We start from the raw sequence: 14,676 nt of genomic DNA, 5'->3' as shown, positions 1-14,676 counted from the left end.
GCCGATTTAGAGCATGTACAGGTTTTGCATGAATATCGTTCATGTTGGGGGCTGTCATGGCCCGGTAGACTTGCCGGCACTTATAGATCGCACGCATAGAATCGGGACCGGATACATGTCACTTCGCCTCATCATCAGCGCCGTCCTGGCCTTGATCGCCAGTACTGCCCAGGCAGACGTTTTATCGGTAAACAGTCCCGCACCGGCAATTTCCTACACTCGCGACATTCAACCGATCTTCACCGAAAAGTGCGTGGCCTGCCATGCCTGCTACGACTCCGCGTGCCAACTTAACCTGGGCAGTGCCGAGGGCGCGGCCCGTGGCGCGACCAAGGTGCCCGTCTACGACGGCGAACGCAGCCAGGCCACGCCGACCACCCGTTTGTTCTATGACGCCTTCGGCAAGCAGGCCTGGCAGCAGAAGGGCTTCTATTCGGTGCTCGACGCCCAAGGCAGCCAGGCGGCCTTGATGGCGCGCATGCTGGAGTTGGGGCATAACGCGCCGCTTGAGCCGAACGCCAAATTGCCCGACGACATCGTGCTGGGCCTGAACCGCCAGAACATGTGCGCCATGCCCGGCGAATTCAATGCCTACGCCGGCGCCCATCCCAAGGAAGGCATGCCGCTGGCGGTGACCGGCCTGACCGACCAGCAATACCAGACGCTGCAGCGCTGGCTGGCATCCGGCGCCCCGATTGATGAGCAAGGCCTGGCACCCAGCGCCAAGGAAGCCTTGCAGGTGCAGCAATGGGAAAACCTGTTCAACCAGCCGGGCGCTCGCGAAAGCCTGGTGGCACGCTGGCTGTATGAGCATTTATTCCTGGCGCACATCTACTTTGAAAATGGCGAGCCGGGGCATTTCTTCCAGTGGGTGCGCTCGCGCACGCCGAGCGGCCAGCCGATTGACCTGATCGCCACCCGTCGCCCCAACGATGACCCCGGCACCCAAGTCTATTACCGCCTGTGGCCGGTGCAGGGCGTGATCGTGCATAAAACCCACATCACGTACCCGTTCAGCGCCGCGAAAATGGCGCGGATCAAGCAGCTGTTCTACGCCGGCGACTGGCAGGTGAATGCCTTGCCGGGCTACGGCCCGGGGCGCCGCGCCAACCCGTTCGAAACCTTTGAGGCCATTCCGGCCAAGGCGCGTTACCAGTTCATGCTCGATAACGCCGAATACTTCGTGCGCACCTTTATTCGCGGGCCGGTGTGCCGTGGGCAAATCGCGACGGACGTGATCCGTGACAACTTCTGGACCCTGTTCCAGGACCCGGACCACGACCTGTACATCACCGACGCGCGTTACCGTGGCCAGGCCACGCCGTTGCTGGCGATGCCGGGGCAGAACGATGATGTGGGCAGCGTGCTGAGCCTGTGGCTGGCCTATCGTGACAAACGCAATCAGTACGAGGCCTTGCGCCGTGACAGCTACGCGGATGTGCCGCCGCCGAGTTGGTCGACCTTGTGGGCTGGTAATGACAATGCCCTGTTGAGCATATTCCGCCATTTCGACAGCGCTTCGGTGACCAAAGGCCTGATCGGCGAGGTGCCGCAAACCATGTGGCTGTTCGATTACCCGTTGCTGGAGCGCACCTATTATCAGTTGGCGGTGAACTTCGATGTGTTCGGCAACGTCTCGCACCAGGCCCAGACGCGGTTGTACTTCGATTTGATTCGCAATGGTGCCGAGCAGAACTTTCTACGCTTGATGCCCGCCGATACCCGCGATGACTTTATGGATGATTGGTATCAGAACAGCGGCAAGCTCAAGCTGTGGCTGGATTATGAAGCGATCGATGATGACAAGCCGACTGGGCTGCATTTGGATGAAAAAGACCCGAAGCGTGATTTTGCCAATCAGTTATTGACGCGTTATGGCGACCTCAACGCCAGCCCGGACCCGATCAACCGTTGCACCGGCGCCTATTGCTCGCGCGATGGGATCGAGCCGGCGTTGCAGGATGCGGAGCAGGCGTTGAGTCGCCTGACCTCGCGCCCGGCGGCGGGCCTCAAGGTGATCGACCAGTTACCCGAGGTCACCATGCTGCGAGTTGAGACCGCCAGTGGCAAGCGGGTGGTTTACAGCCTGTTGCGCAACCGTGCCCACAGTAACGTGGCGTTTTTGTTGGGTGAGGCTTATCGCTATCAACCGGGGCTGGACACGCTGACTATTTACCCTGGCGTGCTGAGCAGTTATCCGAACTTCATGTTCAACATTCCGGCGCAGCAAGTGCCGGCGTTTGTTGCGGCGATGGAAAATGCCAAGGACGCCAAGCGCTTTGAAAAAATCGTCGACCGATGGGGCGTACGGCGCAGTCATCCGTTGTTCTGGCAATATTTCCATGACTTGTCGCAGTACATCCGTGAAACCACGCCACTGGAAGAAGGCGTGCTGGACATGAACCGCTACGAGAATCTTTGATCGACCTTTGACCGTCCGCCACGGTCCCAACTTCATGTCGATGAGTTGGGAAGGGTGGCGGACGATGTTGATCTCGGTACAGGCACTGCGCGCTTTGGCGGCCTGGACAGTGGTAGGGCACCACTTCATGCAGATTTTCTTCGGTTTCAAGGCGGACACCGCCTTGGGAAGATTATTTGTGGAAAAGGGTGCTGCGGGCGTGGATGTGTTTTTCGTCATCAGCGGCCTGGTGATCTTCCTGTCTACCCAGGACAAGGACCTGCCACCCTGGCGCTTCCTGTTGTACCGCCTGCTGCGCATCGTGCCCGCGTACTGGTTCTACACGCTGTTGATGGCGTTGCTGGTGGTGGTCGCCCGGCCAATGTTGCCGGACCAGAGCGTCGATGCCGCCCATGTGCTGATGTCGCTGTTGTTTATTCCCTCTGAAAATCCCGGTGGCTATGGTGTGTACCCGACCCTTAATGTCGGCTGGACACTGAACTACGAGATGCTCTTCTACCTGCTGTTTGCCTGGGCGCTGTTGTTTCGTCGGCAGTGGCGACTGCTGGTGGTCGCGGCGCTGCTGTTCGCCGTGTGCGAGGCCTGGACCTCGTTTGGCTGGATCAGCACGTTCTATCGCTCGGACATCGTCGTTGAATTCCTGCTGGGCATCGGCATTGGCATGCTGTATCGCAAAGGTTGGATCCGGCCGGGCTTGTGGTTGCCGCTACTCGGCATCGCCGCTGCACTGCTCGCGATCTATCATTGGCCGGCATCGCCGCGCGCCTTGACCTGGGGCTTGCCCAGCGCGGTGCTGGTGGTTGCGTGCATGGCGCTGGAGCGGTTCTTCGCGAACAACCGGTTGCTCAAAGTGCTGGGGGACTGCTCGTATTCCGTGTATTTGCTGCACGTGCTGGTCCTGTCGGCCGGTGGCTATGTTGCCCAACGCTACGGCCTGAACCCGTACGCGGTACTGGCCATGTGCGTGGTCATCATCGGCCTCGGCACCCTGGGCAGCTACCGATGGCTTGAGCAGGGCAGTTATCGTCTGCTTAAAGGGTGGTTTGATGGCGACGAACGGTCGAATTTATCCCGACAAAAATACTAGGACTTTGTATCTGGGTAATAATTTGGCGTAAACTGGCGGCAAGCCTGTGAGGAGTTTCCATGACTGCCATAACCATTACCGACGCCGCCCACGATTACCTGGCTGATCTGCTGTCCAAGCAGAACACCCCGGGTATTGGCATCCGCGTCTTTATCACCCAGCCCGGCACCCAATACGCCGAGACTTGCATCGCCTACTGCAAGCCCGGGGAAGAGAAGCCTGAAGACACCGCCCTGGGGCTGAAAAGCTTCACCGCGTACATCGACAACTTCAGCGAAGCCTTCCTCGACGACGCCGTGGTCGACTACGCCACCGACCGCATGGGCGGCCAGTTGACCATCAAGGCGCCCAACGCCAAGGTGCCGAACGTCAACGCCGACAGCCCGGTCAACGAGCGCATCAACTACTACCTGCAAACCGAGATCAACCCTGGGTTGGCCAGCCACGGCGGCCAGGTCAGCCTGATCGACGTGGTCGAAGACGGTATCGCCGTCCTCAAGTTCGGCGGCGGCTGCCAAGGCTGCGGCCAGGCGGACGTGACCCTGCGCGAAGGCATCGAGCGCACCCTGCTCGAGCGCATTCCCGAGCTCAAGGGCGTACGTGACGTGACTGACCACACGCAGAAAGAAAACGCCTACTACTGAGTAAGGTGTTCGCTGCGAACATAAAAACGGCGCCCCGTGAGCGCCGTTTTTTATGCTTTAAATTCATTGTTTTGCGCGGTATTCCTGCCAAATAGGATTAACTGTGGGAGCGGGCTTGCTCGCGAAGACGGTGGGTCAGTTGCAGATGTACTGACTGATACACCGCATTCGCGAGCAAGCCCGCTCCCACATTTTTTGACTGCATTTCTTCAGGGGCGATAGAGGTGCGCGTGGCCTGCACGGTACAGCGAGGACTCACTGAAACTATCATTCGCCAGCACGCGCCCGACCACAATCAGCGCCGTACGCCGAAAACCTTTAGCCGCCACTTTCTCGGCTATATCACTCAGCGTACCCACCACCCATTCCTGATCCGGCCACGTCGCCCGGTGCACCACGGCAATCGGGCAGTCTGCGCCGTAATGCGGCAGCAGCTCGGCGACGATCCTGGCCAGGTGGTTGACCCCCAAGTGAATCGCCATGGTCGTGCCGTGGCGCGCCAGGCTGTCGAAGTCTTCACCGGCAGGCATGCTGGTTTTATCGGCATAGCGGGTCAGGATCACGCTTTGCGCGATATCAGGCAGGGTCAGCTCCGTCTCCAGCAACGCCGCACACGCCGCCACGGCCGTGACGCCCGGGATGATCTGGAACGGTATGCCCAACGCGCGTAAATAACGAATCTGCTCGCCAATCGCGCCATACAGGCTTGGGTCACCGGAGTGCACGCGCGCCACGTCCTGGCCCTTGGCGTGGGCGGCCTTGATCAGCTCAATGATCTGTTCCAGGTGCAATTCGGCGCTGTTGACCACCTGTTCCGCCTGATGACCTTCCAACACTGCAGCCGGCACCAAGGAGCCGGCGTAGATGATCACCGGGCAACTGCGGATCAGCCGCTGACCTTTGACGGTGATCAATTCCGGGTCGCCGGGGCCTGCGCCGATGAAGTAGACGGTCATGGGGAATTCCTGTTGAAAAACGGGCGAGCATGAAAATTGCTCATGATCGAGCAGGGCGATTATCGGGTTTTTAGTCGGCGCAGGCTAATGCAAAGGTGGCCTGGGCGACTTTTTTGCACGTGATCAGCAGGCGGGCAGGGCCATGGCAGAGCTGTTCCGCCAGGGCCAGTGCGGCGCTTTCGGCGACGCCATAACAGCCGGTGTGAGCAAACGCGAGCTCGGATTTGTGGCTGAGGCGCGGTTCAAACACGGCCAATTGCGTGGCGCTGAAACACTGCAATGGCAAGTTCAACACCTGCGCCAGGGCGAGCAGCCCCGGTTCATCTCTCTTGCGGTCGATACTGGCCAGCGCAGTAATGCGCTGGCGCTCGATGCCGCCCTCGGCGAGGGCAGCGTCAAACAGGCCGAGCAGGGTGTGAACATCACAGCCGCGCTGGCAGCCCATGCCGACCACCAAGGTCATGCCGAGTAGTGAGCGTCGCGGTTGCGGCGGAACAGCCAGGCGCTGATCAGGCCCAAGGCCAGCCAGAAGGCGACGTTGGTCAGTTGCGAGGCGATTTTGAATTGCGCTTCCAAGGCTTGCGGGGCCAGCATCGAATGCACTTCAGGCTGCGGCGCGCCAATCACATGGGGCACGGCCAGGATCGCCACGCCGAGGATTTTCAGCAGCCAGTTGCGACCAAACACCAACAGCGCAATACCGGCAGCCGTGGAGCCTGCGGTGCCGATCCACCAGATCTGCCGCTGTGCCAGGTCGGCGGCGGCGGTGCCCGGCAGTTCCGGTGGCAGGCCCAGGGTCGGCGCCAGTACAAACGTCGCGTAACCGGCCAGGCCCCACAGCAACCCTTGAGCCGTGCGGGTTGGCGCGCGCAAGGTGTAGAGGCCGGCCAGCATCAGGGCGAAACCGACCGCCACCACCAGGTTACCGCCGGTGGTGGACAGCACCCGCTGCCAGCCGTCTTCAGGTTCCCAGGCTTGGGCATCGTGGGTGTGCGCAGCGGCGCCTTCAGCGTGTACATGGGGCACGACTTCGGCAGCGGCGGGGGCATTCTCATAGGTTTCCGCCTGCAAAATCAGCGGGGCGACCCAGAAGCTTTGCAGCAGAGTCAACAGCAGGGCGGCCAGCAAGCCGGTGAAGCCTGCGGTTTGAGCGATACGCTTGATCATGTCGGCAGGTCTCAGTGGCACGGGAACGCGGCGCTGTGGCGGGTATCGTGGGCGGCGTTGTGCACGGCCTCGATGTGCGAGAACCCGGCGAAATACACCAGGCACGCGCCGAGGATCGACGCGCCGATGGCGGCGGTCAGGCGTTGGCTCAAGGTGGCGGTGCTGCTGGTGGCGTGCGAGGTGCTGCTGATGATCGACATGGCGCGTCCCTTCAGGGTGTCAGGGTGAAACGAGCGCATGAAAACCCCGCGAGCCAGGCACACAGGGTTCTGAACAGCGCCCGCCCACCGCGGGTTTGTTATCTGATTTTTCGGGCCGGTCTCCGGGCTTGCGAGGGACGCTGGGTCTTGAAAACATCGCCTTCCCATGCCGTAAAAGGCACAGTGGATCTGACGTTTCACTCGCTTACCGTTGCGGGGGCAGCACCGGACTCGTCATAACGCGATGACTCACCGGTTTCCCGTTTCACCCTGTGAAGGGCACCCGAAACAAGATGTGTAGGAGAGCATGGGTGGGGGATAGGCGTCAAATAGAGGTTTGCGGCTCTCGACATTCGAGAGCCGCTGTCGGCCAACGGGGTGAATCAATCAGTCTGGGTAACGGGATTGGGGAGAGCTGTGAGTGCGTGTGTACTCAACGTTGCGCAGATCGAAGCGCTGATCTTGTTTGCCTGCGAACCCCAAAAAGCCTACGCCGATATCCAACCGGTCCAGCAACTCTATGCGCTTGAGCAGTTCCTGAGCGACCCCCCGCGCCTGCGGACTGAATTTTTGGGTGCTTGGCAGTTCACCGGCGGCTTCTCGCAACTCGGTAAAGTTCACATATGTGTCGCCGCCGCCGTACTCATTGAAGTTTTTGCCAACCAGGGTGATCAGTGCTCGATCGCTCAGGTATTGGAAGTCACCTGTTTCAGTTGCGAGATCGTCTCGACTGACTTTACCGTCCTTGCCGCTGGTGAAGTCCAACTGCTGGAACAGGTCTTTGCGCTTCAATACTTCCTGAGCGATCTCGATCTGCGTTTGTGTTGGGGGCACCCCGTTCAGCGGTAGTCCATCTGCCACTCGCTGGAGGGACTCTTTGGTAATAGTCTCGCCGAAGCGCGGGTCGATCATGGCATCAAAATAGGTTTGGAGCGCTTGCGCCAGTTCCCGGGGCTGGAGTTGGCTAATAGGCTCTCTCCAAATTGCAGTCGTTGGCGCTGCTTGTTGGGTGAGGGGCGAGACGGGCAAGTGTGAATTGACAGAGGGGGAGATCGAGAGCGACATGATTATTTCCATTTTAGGGTGGGTGTCGCTTCTATGTGCCCACTGCGTTGATTGCGTTCCCGGCGCATTCCGTTAAAAAGATTTGGAAGTGTTTCAACCCGCCTGGCGGCGAGCGTCCCGGTCCGTGTATCAATCAACATTGACCCGTTTCCCCGCACTGCGTAGCCTTGCACCTTCGAGGTTCTTCGGCCCACGCCGAAGCTAAGAAGGGAACGCGGTCCAAGCCGCGGCTGCCCCCGCAACTGTGAAGGGTTCAACTGACTGCCACGCCACTGCCAATACGGCGGGAAGGCGCAGCCAGCGCCGGTCGCAAGACCCGCAAGCCCCAAGCCAGGAGACCTGCCTCGCAACCGATTTTCCAATTCAACCGGGCGGGGTGATCCGGTGACGAAATCCGCTTCTGCGCGCCGCCGCAGGGCCTATCGTCCCGTATGCCCGCCCCAAAGGGCATCCGATGAAAACACTGGCCAAACTCCCCGTCACCATCGTTACCGGCTTTCTCGGCTCGGGCAAAACCACCTTGCTGCGCCATATGCTCGACAACGCCCAGGGCCGTCGCATTGCCGTGATCGTCAACGAATTCGGCGAGCTGGGCATCGACGGTGAAATCCTCAAGCAGTGCTCCATCGGTTGCACCGAAGAAGAAGCCAACGGCCGCGTCTACGAACTGGCCAACGGCTGCCTGTGCTGCACCGTGCAGGAAGAGTTCTTCCCGGTAATGCGCGAACTGGTTGCCCGTCGCGGTGACCTTGACCATATCCTCATCGAAACCTCCGGCCTGGCCCTGCCTAAACCGCTGGTTCAAGCCTTCCAGTGGCCGGAAATCCGCAGCGCCTGCACCGTGGACGCGGTCATCACCGTGGTCGACAGCCCGGCTGTGGCCGCCGGCACCTTCGCCGCCTTCCCGGACCAGGTCGATGCCCAGCGCAAACTCGACCCGAACCTGGACCACGAGTCGCCGCTGCACGAGCTGTTCGCCGACCAACTGGCCAGCGCCGACCTGGTGATCCTCAACAAATCCGACCTGATCAGCCCTGAAGACCTGGCCCGTGTGCGCCTGGAAGTCGCCGAAGAACTGCCGCCAGCGGTGAAGATCATCGAAGCCAGCAGCGGTCGCCTGCCACTGGACGTGCTGATCGGCCTGGGCGCCGGCTCCGAAGAGCACATCGACGGCCGCCACAGCCATCACGATCATCACCATGACGGTGACGACGATGATCACGATCACGATGCCTTCGACTCCATCTCCATCGACCTGCCTCAAGCTGACGAAGCGCTGCTGCTCGACGCCCTGACTCAACTGGTGGTGCAGCACAGCATCCTGCGCGTCAAAGGTTTCGCCGCTATCCCGAACAAGCCGATGCGTCTGCTGATCCAGGGCGTGGGCACGCGGTTCGACAAGCACTTCGACCGTGCCTGGGGCGCCGACGAAGCGCGCATCACGCGCCTGGTGCTGATCGGCCAGGAGCTGGATGCGGCGGGCCTCGAAGCGCAACTGCGCGCCGCCCTCAGCGTTTAACCCATGCACCTGCTCAGGACCCAGCCCGGTGGTTTTGTCTCCGACGACAATATTGCCGACTTAGGCCAAACCCCCGCTGAACTGGTGATCCTGTGCAGCGGCGATTCCAGCCTGGCGCTGCTCGCCGAGGCGGCCCAACAGCTGCCCGACGATTACCCAAGTTTTCGCCTGGCCAACCCGATGCAGGTGCAAAACCATGCCTCGGTCGACCTGTACGTCGATGAGGTATTGCGCCACGCCAAGGTCATCCTGATTTCGCTGCACGGCGGCATCGGTTATTGGCGCTACGGCATCGAGCGCCTGGTGGAGTTGGCCGAGCGCGGCGTGCAACTGATCCTGGTGCCCGGCGATGACCGCCCGGACCCGGAACTCAGCCGTCTGAGTACCGTGGGCGAGGACGCGCGCGACCGCCTCTGGCACTTCCTGCGCCAAGGCGGCCTGGGCAACGCACTGGATTTTTATCGCTGCCTGGCCAGCACCTGCCTGGGCCGCGATTACGCCTGGGCCGAGCCGCAAACCCTGCCGCGCACCGCGATTTACCACCCGCACAACGCCAACGCTCGACTGAACGATTGGCAGGCGGACTGGAATGCCGACTGGCCCGTGGCAGCGGTGCTGTTCTACCGCTCGCACTTGCAGGCGGCCAATACCGGTTTTATCGACGTGTTCTGCCAGCGCTTGCAGGCGGCGGGCCTTAACCCGTTGCCGATGGCGGTGGCCAGTTTGAAAGAGCCCGGCTGCCTCGCGGTGGTCGAGGACCTGTTGGATGACGTGCAGGCGGCGGTGATCCTGAACACCACCGGCTTTGCCCAATCCAGCCCTGAAGCGCCGCATTTGCGCCCGTTTCGCCGCAATATCCCGGTGATCCAGGCGATTTGCGCCCAGGATAACCAGCCCGGCTGGGAAGCCAGCGAACAAGGCCTCGGCCCGCGCGACTTGGCGATGCACATTGCCTTGCCGGAGTTGGATGGGCGCATTATCAGCCGCCCGATCAGCTTCAAGGACCTGGCCTGGCGCAGTGAACGCAGCCAATCCGACGTGGTGTGCTACCGCGCCGCGCCCGAGCGCATGGATTTCGTTGCCGAGCTGGCGCGGCGCTGGGTCGAACTGGCGCGGGTGCCGAATGCGCAAAAACGCATCGCACTGATCCTCGCCAACTACCCGATCCGCGACGGCCGTATCGGCAACGGCGTGGGCCTGGACACGCCGGCCGCAGCGCTGAATATCCTGCGTGCGCTGCACGCTGAAGGTTACCCGGTGCCCACGGAGTTGCCCGACAGCGGCACCGCCTTGATCCATGAGCTACTCGGCGGCGTGACCAACGACCTCGACAGCCTTGACCTGCGCCCCTGCCATCAAAGCCTTGGCCTGGACGACTACGAGGCGATGTTCCAGCGCCTGCCCGAAGCCAATCGCCAAGCCGTGTTGGCGCGCTGGGGCCGCCCGCACACCGACCCGATGTATCGCGATGGCCGCATGATGATTGCCGGCCTGCGCCTGGGCCTGACCTTCGTCGGCATCCAGCCGGCACGCGGTTATCAGGTCGACCACAGTGCGGTGTACCACGACCCGGACCTGGTGCCGCCCCACGGCTACCTGGCGTTTTACTTCTGGCTGCGCCACACCTATGGCGCCCACGGTGTGATCCACGTGGGCAAACACGGCAACCTTGAATGGCTGCCGGGCAAAGGCGTGGGCCTGTCGGAAAACTGCTGGCCCGATGCACTGCTGGGGCCGCTGCCGAATATCTACCCGTTTATCGTCAACGACCCGGGCGAGGGCGCCCAGGCCAAACGCCGCACCCAGGCGGTGATCATCGATCACTTGATGCCGCCGCTGACCCGCGCCGAAACCTACGGCCCGTTGCGTAACCTGGAGCTGTTGGCGGACGAGTATTACGAGGCGCAACTGCTCGACCCGCGCCGCGCCCTTGAATTGCAAAAAGACATTCTCAAGTTGGTGCGCGAAACCCGTATCGACCAGGAGCTTGAGCTGGACAACGACGCCGACGCCGCCGTGTGGTTGCCGCGCCTGGACACTTACCTGTGCGACTTGAAGGAGTCGCAGATCCGCGACGGCCTGCATATTTTTGGTGAGTCGCCCGAAGGCCGCTTGCGCATCGACACCTTGCTGGCCTTGCTGCGCATTCCGCGCGGCGATGGCCGTGGCCCGCAATCGAGCTTGCTGCGGGTGTTGGCCAAGGCCTTCGAGCTGGGCTTCGACCCACTCGACTGCGCCCTGGCCGAGCCCTGGACCGGGCGCCGCCCGCAGGTGTTGCAGAACATCGATGCGCAGCTCTGGCGCACGGCCGGCGATACTCGCGAGCGCCTGGAGTTGTATGCCGCGCGCTTGATCGAGCAGGCGCTGGAAGGGCCGATTGAACAGCTGGAAGAGCCGGGCTGGCACGACGTGAAGTCGGTGATCGAGAGCCTGCGCATTGTCGTCGCGCCGCGCCTGGACGCCTGTGGGCCGGCGGAAATGCGCGGGTTGCTGGATGCCTTGAGCGGTCGCTTCGTACCGGCTGGCCCCAGCGGTGCGCCGAGCCGTGGTCGTCTGGATGTGCTGCCGACCGGGCGCAATTTCTTCAGCGTGGATGTGCGCAATTTACCCACCACCACGGCCTGGCGCATCGGCTTTCAATCCGCCAGCCTGATTCTTGAGCGGCACTTGCAGGACCATGGCGATCACCTGCGTCAGCTCGGCCTGTCGGTGTGGGGCACCGCGACCATGCGCACCGGCGGCGACGATATCGCCCAGGCCATGGCGCTGATGGGCGTGCGCCCGGTGTGGGCCACGGGCAGCCAGCGGGTGGATGACTTCGAGATCCTGCCGATCAGCTTGCTGGACCGGCCGCGTGTGGATGTGACGCTGCGGGTGTCCGGGTTCTTCCGTGATGCCTTCGCCAACCTGATCCGCCTGTTCGACGCGGCGGTGCAGGCGGTGGCGGCCCTGGATGAGCCGGATGACATGAACCCGCTGGCCGCCAAGGTGCGCAGCGAGCGCGAAGCCCTGCGCCTGTCGGGCCTGGACGAAGACGCCGCCGCCAAACAGGCCGGCTGGCGTATTTTCGGCGCCAAACCGGGGGCGTATGGCGCGGGCGTGCAGGGCGCAATCGACGGGCGCCTGTGGCAGAGCCGCGAGGATTTGGCCGAGGTCTATCTGAACTGGGGCGGCTACGCCTATGGCGGCTCGGATGAAGGCACTGCCGCCCGTGACCAGTTTGCCCAGCGCTTGAGCCAGGTGCAGGCCGTGTTGCAGAACCAGGACAATCGCGAGCACGACCTGCTCGACTCCAACGACTACTATCAATTCCAGGGCGGCATGCTCGCCGCCGTGGAAACCCTGAGCGGCGACAAGGCCGCCAGCTACCATGGCGACCATAGCCAGCCGGACCTGCCGAAGATCCGCACCTTGAAGGAAGAGCTGAACCGGGTGATCCGTTCCCGCGCCGCCAACCCCAAGTGGATCGACGGCGTGAAGCGTCACGGCTATAAAGGCGCGTTCGAGATGGCGGCGACCGTGGACAACCTGTTCGCCTTCGACGCCACCACCGCGCTGATCGACGATCACCAATATGCCTTGCTCGCCGACGCTTACCTGCTCGACCCCGACACCCGCGCCTTTGTGCAGCAGCACAACCCCGCGGCGCTGCGCGACATGACCGAGCGCATGCTCGAAGCCCAGCAACGCGGCCTGTGGCAGGAACCGGGTGCGTACCGCGAGGCATTGGAAAACCTGTTAATGGACATAGAAGAAGACAGCTGACCGATCGTTCCCACGCTCTGCGTGGGAATGCAGCCCGTGACGCTCTGCGTCACAAGAGTGGACGCAGAGCGTCCAGTAAGGCGTTCCCACGCGGGAGCGTGGGAACGATCCATTTAGAGTTGAATATGACCGACATTCCACATTTCCCGCTGTCCGCCGTGGTCGGCGCCGACGAGTTAAAACTCGCGCTATGCCTGACCGCCATCGACCCCAAAATCGGCGGCGTGCTGATCGAAGGCCCGCGCGGCATGGCCAAGTCCACCCTGGCGCGAGGCCTGGCGGATCTGCCCGCCAGCGGTCAGTTCGTCACCCTGCCGCTGGGCGCCACCGAAGAACGCCTGGTCGGCACCCTGGACCTGGACGCCGCACTGGGCGAGGGCCGTGCGCAATTCTCGCCCGGCGTATTGGCCAAGGCCGATGGCGGCGTGCTGTACGTCGATGAAGTCAACCTGCTGCCCGATCACCTGGTGGACCTGCTGCTGGACGTGGCCGCCAGCGGCACCAACCTGATCGAGCGCGATGGCATTTCCCATCGTCACTCCGCGCGCTTCGTGTTGATCGGCACCATGAACCCGGAAGAGGGCGAGTTACGCCCGCAACTGCTCGACCGCTTCGGTTTTAACGTGGCGTTGAGTGGGCAAACCCTGCCTGCCGAGCGTGGGCAAATCATCCGTCGGCGCCTGGATTTCGACACTGACCCGGCCGCGTTTTGCACCCAATGGGCCGAGCAACAAGCCGCCCTGCGCGAGCGCTGCACCCAGGCGCGGGCGCGGCTTGAGAGCATTGAGCTGGATGACCAGGCCTTGGCGCAGATCACCGAGCGCTGTTTCGCCGCTGGCGTCGACGGCTTGCGCGCCGACCTCGTGTGGTTGCGCGGTGCACGCGCCCATGCGGCCTGGCGCGGTGCTGCCGCCATCGCCGAAGAAGACATCGAAGCGGTGGCCGAATTTGCCTTGCGCCATCGCCGCCAAGCGCAAACCCCACCGTCGAGCCCGCCCAATCAGGGCCAGGCGCCCCAGCCTTCAGACACGTCACCCGGCCAGGGCCAGTGGGGCGACATGCCCGCGCCGGCCTTGCCCACGGGCGCACGCCGCGAAGTACCCACCTGGCCAAAAAAGCCCTAGGCATTCGCCCTCGACCTGACGCGGGGGCGGATGCCCGGCCCAAGCTGGGGCGACTGGACAACGGCAGGCACGGCAAGGCGCGCAGCGCCAAACACGGTGCGATCAACTGGCCGGGCACCTTGCTTGGCGGTCGGCCGCGCAGCCGCACGGATTTGCTCTACCACCTGCGCAGTCGCGCGGCCCATGAGCTGTGGCTGGTGATTGTGGATGCCTCGGCGTCCACCCGGCGCCATGGCGCGTTGACCGACGCCAAAGGCTTGCTCGCCCAGTTGTTCGACGATGCCTATCGGCAACGCGCACGCATGGCGTTACTCACCGCCAGCGGGCAAGCGCCCACCTGGCAGGTGCAGGGTTTGAAGGCGGCCAAAGGCCTGACCGGTTGGCTGTCCCAGCTCGGTGCGGGCGGCGGCACGCCGTTGCTGGCGGCCTTGTCCGAGGCCGGGCAGTGGCTGCAAGCGCGACGCCAGCGTTATCCCGCCGAGCAACAGCGTCTGCTGGTAATTACCGATGGGCGGCTCAAGGATATCGCCGGTTTACCGCTGCTCGATTGCCCTGGGCTACTGGTGGATATCGAACGCGGGCCGATCAAACTCGGGCGCGCCACCCAACTGGCGCGTGAGCTGAACCTGGACTATCGGCATATCGATAGCGTGTCGTCGTAAAAAAAACTGAACGTTGCCTGATTCCCGCTTGTCCCCGCTTCCCATGTCACCCCCCGCCTGCCAAA

Annotated in this window: 12 protein-coding genes and 2 riboswitches; of the genes, 7 read left to right on the top strand and 5 right to left on the bottom strand. The window is 62.7% G+C overall.

Features of this window, described 5'->3' with window-relative positions; translation table 11 throughout:
• The first annotated feature begins 115 nt into the window (after positions 1–115).
• The 3 genes from HX783_RS01825 to nfuA all read left to right on the top strand — a co-directional run bounded on the left by HX783_RS01825 (position 116) and on the right by nfuA (position 4,153).
• Positions 116–2,422 carry a fatty acid cis/trans isomerase gene (locus HX783_RS01825; protein ID WP_177015739.1) on the top strand — a complete coding sequence of 769 codons (2,307 nt, stop codon included), beginning with the start codon at positions 116–118 and terminating at the stop codon, positions 2,420–2,422.
• 64 nt (positions 2,423–2,486) lie between these two features.
• A complete protein-coding gene (locus HX783_RS01820; RefSeq protein ID WP_177015738.1) occupies positions 2,487–3,509 on the top strand; it encodes an acyltransferase in 1,023 nt (340 codons plus the stop codon).
• A 59-nt stretch (positions 3,510–3,568) separates the two neighbouring features.
• Positions 3,569–4,153, top strand: a complete 585-nt coding sequence (gene nfuA / locus HX783_RS01815; protein WP_017136914.1) for a Fe-S biogenesis protein NfuA — start codon at positions 3,569–3,571, stop codon at positions 4,151–4,153.
• Positions 4,154–4,362: 209 nt separating this feature from the next.
• On the opposite strand, the gene cobM is transcribed toward nfuA, so the two are convergent.
• The 5 genes from cobM to HX783_RS01790 form a co-directional block, all read right to left on the bottom strand.
• Positions 4,363–5,109: a precorrin-4 C(11)-methyltransferase gene (cobM, locus tag HX783_RS01810; protein ID WP_177015737.1), complete on the bottom strand. Its 747-nt coding sequence runs from the start codon at positions 5,107–5,109 to the stop codon at positions 4,363–4,365.
• Positions 5,110–5,179: 70 nt separating this feature from the next.
• A complete protein-coding gene (locus tag HX783_RS01805; protein ID WP_177015736.1) occupies positions 5,180–5,572 on the bottom strand; it encodes a cobalamin biosynthesis protein in 393 nt (130 codons plus the stop codon).
• Positions 5,569–6,276 carry a CbtA family protein gene (locus tag HX783_RS01800; protein ID WP_177015735.1) on the bottom strand — a complete coding sequence of 236 codons (708 nt, stop codon included), beginning with the start codon at positions 6,274–6,276 and terminating at the stop codon, positions 5,569–5,571. Before HX783_RS01800 ends, HX783_RS01805 begins: the two co-directional genes overlap by 4 nt.
• Before the next feature lie 11 nt (positions 6,277–6,287).
• The gene (locus HX783_RS01795) at positions 6,288–6,476 is read right to left on the bottom strand and encodes a CbtB-domain containing protein (protein WP_177015734.1); all 189 of its coding nucleotides are present in this window, start codon (positions 6,474–6,476) and stop codon (positions 6,288–6,290) included.
• Between the two features lie 95 nt (positions 6,477–6,571).
• Positions 6,572–6,778, bottom strand: a riboswitch (cobalamin riboswitch).
• Positions 6,779–6,863: 85 nt separating this feature from the next.
• A complete protein-coding gene (locus HX783_RS01790) occupies positions 6,864–7,541 on the bottom strand; it encodes a hypothetical protein (protein WP_177015733.1) in 678 nt (225 codons plus the stop codon).
• Between the two features lie 161 nt (positions 7,542–7,702).
• Positions 7,703–7,903: riboswitch (cobalamin riboswitch) on the top strand.
• Positions 7,904–7,995: 92 nt separating this feature from the next.
• On the opposite strand from HX783_RS01790, the gene cobW reads away from it, so the two are divergent.
• From cobW to HX783_RS01770, 4 genes are all read left to right on the top strand, one after another.
• Complete coding sequence (gene cobW, locus HX783_RS01785; protein ID WP_177015732.1) at positions 7,996–9,060, top strand: cobalamin biosynthesis protein CobW; 1,065 nt, start codon at positions 7,996–7,998, stop codon at positions 9,058–9,060.
• Positions 9,061–9,063: 3 nt separating this feature from the next.
• Entirely contained in the window at positions 9,064–12,825 is a 3,762-nt protein-coding gene (cobN, locus tag HX783_RS01780) for a cobaltochelatase subunit CobN (RefSeq protein WP_177015731.1), read from the top strand.
• Positions 12,826–12,950: 125 nt separating this feature from the next.
• Positions 12,951–13,949 (top strand): ATP-binding protein, encoded by a 999-nt coding sequence (locus HX783_RS01775; RefSeq protein ID WP_177015730.1) that lies wholly within the window; start codon positions 12,951–12,953, stop codon positions 13,947–13,949.
• 53 nt (positions 13,950–14,002) lie between these two features.
• Positions 14,003–14,611 (top strand): VWA domain-containing protein, encoded by a 609-nt coding sequence (locus HX783_RS01770; RefSeq protein ID WP_218175106.1) that lies wholly within the window; start codon positions 14,003–14,005, stop codon positions 14,609–14,611.
• Positions 14,612–14,676 lie beyond the last annotated feature (65 nt).

The sequence above is a fragment of the Pseudomonas sp. D2002 genome (assembly GCF_013385735.1).
GTDB lineage: Bacteria > Pseudomonadota > Gammaproteobacteria > Pseudomonadales > Pseudomonadaceae > Aquipseudomonas.
Note: the sequence above shows the minus strand (reverse complement) of the source record. Positions and strands in the feature narration are given on the sequence as shown.

Coding starts and splice junctions, on each gene's coding strand:
- HX783_RS01820 (WP_177015738.1), top strand. CDS start 2,487: ATGTTGATCTCGGTACAGGCACTGCGCGCTTTGGCGGCCTGGACAGTG.
- HX783_RS01800 (WP_177015735.1), bottom strand. CDS start 6,276: ATGATCAAGCGTATCGCTCAAACCGCAGGCTTCACCGGCTTGCTGGCC.
- cobW (WP_177015732.1), top strand. CDS start 7,996: ATGAAAACACTGGCCAAACTCCCCGTCACCATCGTTACCGGCTTTCTC.
- HX783_RS01795 (WP_177015734.1), bottom strand. CDS start 6,476: ATGTCGATCATCAGCAGCACCTCGCACGCCACCAGCAGCACCGCCACC.
- cobM (WP_177015737.1), bottom strand. CDS start 5,109: ATGACCGTCTACTTCATCGGCGCAGGCCCCGGCGACCCGGAATTGATC.
- HX783_RS01790 (WP_177015733.1), bottom strand. CDS start 7,541: ATGTCGCTCTCGATCTCCCCCTCTGTCAATTCACACTTGCCCGTCTCG.
- HX783_RS01775 (WP_177015730.1), top strand. CDS start 12,951: ATGACCGACATTCCACATTTCCCGCTGTCCGCCGTGGTCGGCGCCGAC.
- nfuA (WP_017136914.1), top strand. CDS start 3,569: ATGACTGCCATAACCATTACCGACGCCGCCCACGATTACCTGGCTGAT.
- cobN (WP_177015731.1), top strand. CDS start 9,064: ATGCACCTGCTCAGGACCCAGCCCGGTGGTTTTGTCTCCGACGACAAT.
- HX783_RS01805 (WP_177015736.1), bottom strand. CDS start 5,572: ATGACCTTGGTGGTCGGCATGGGCTGCCAGCGCGGCTGTGATGTTCAC.
- HX783_RS01825 (WP_177015739.1), top strand. CDS start 116: ATGTCACTTCGCCTCATCATCAGCGCCGTCCTGGCCTTGATCGCCAGT.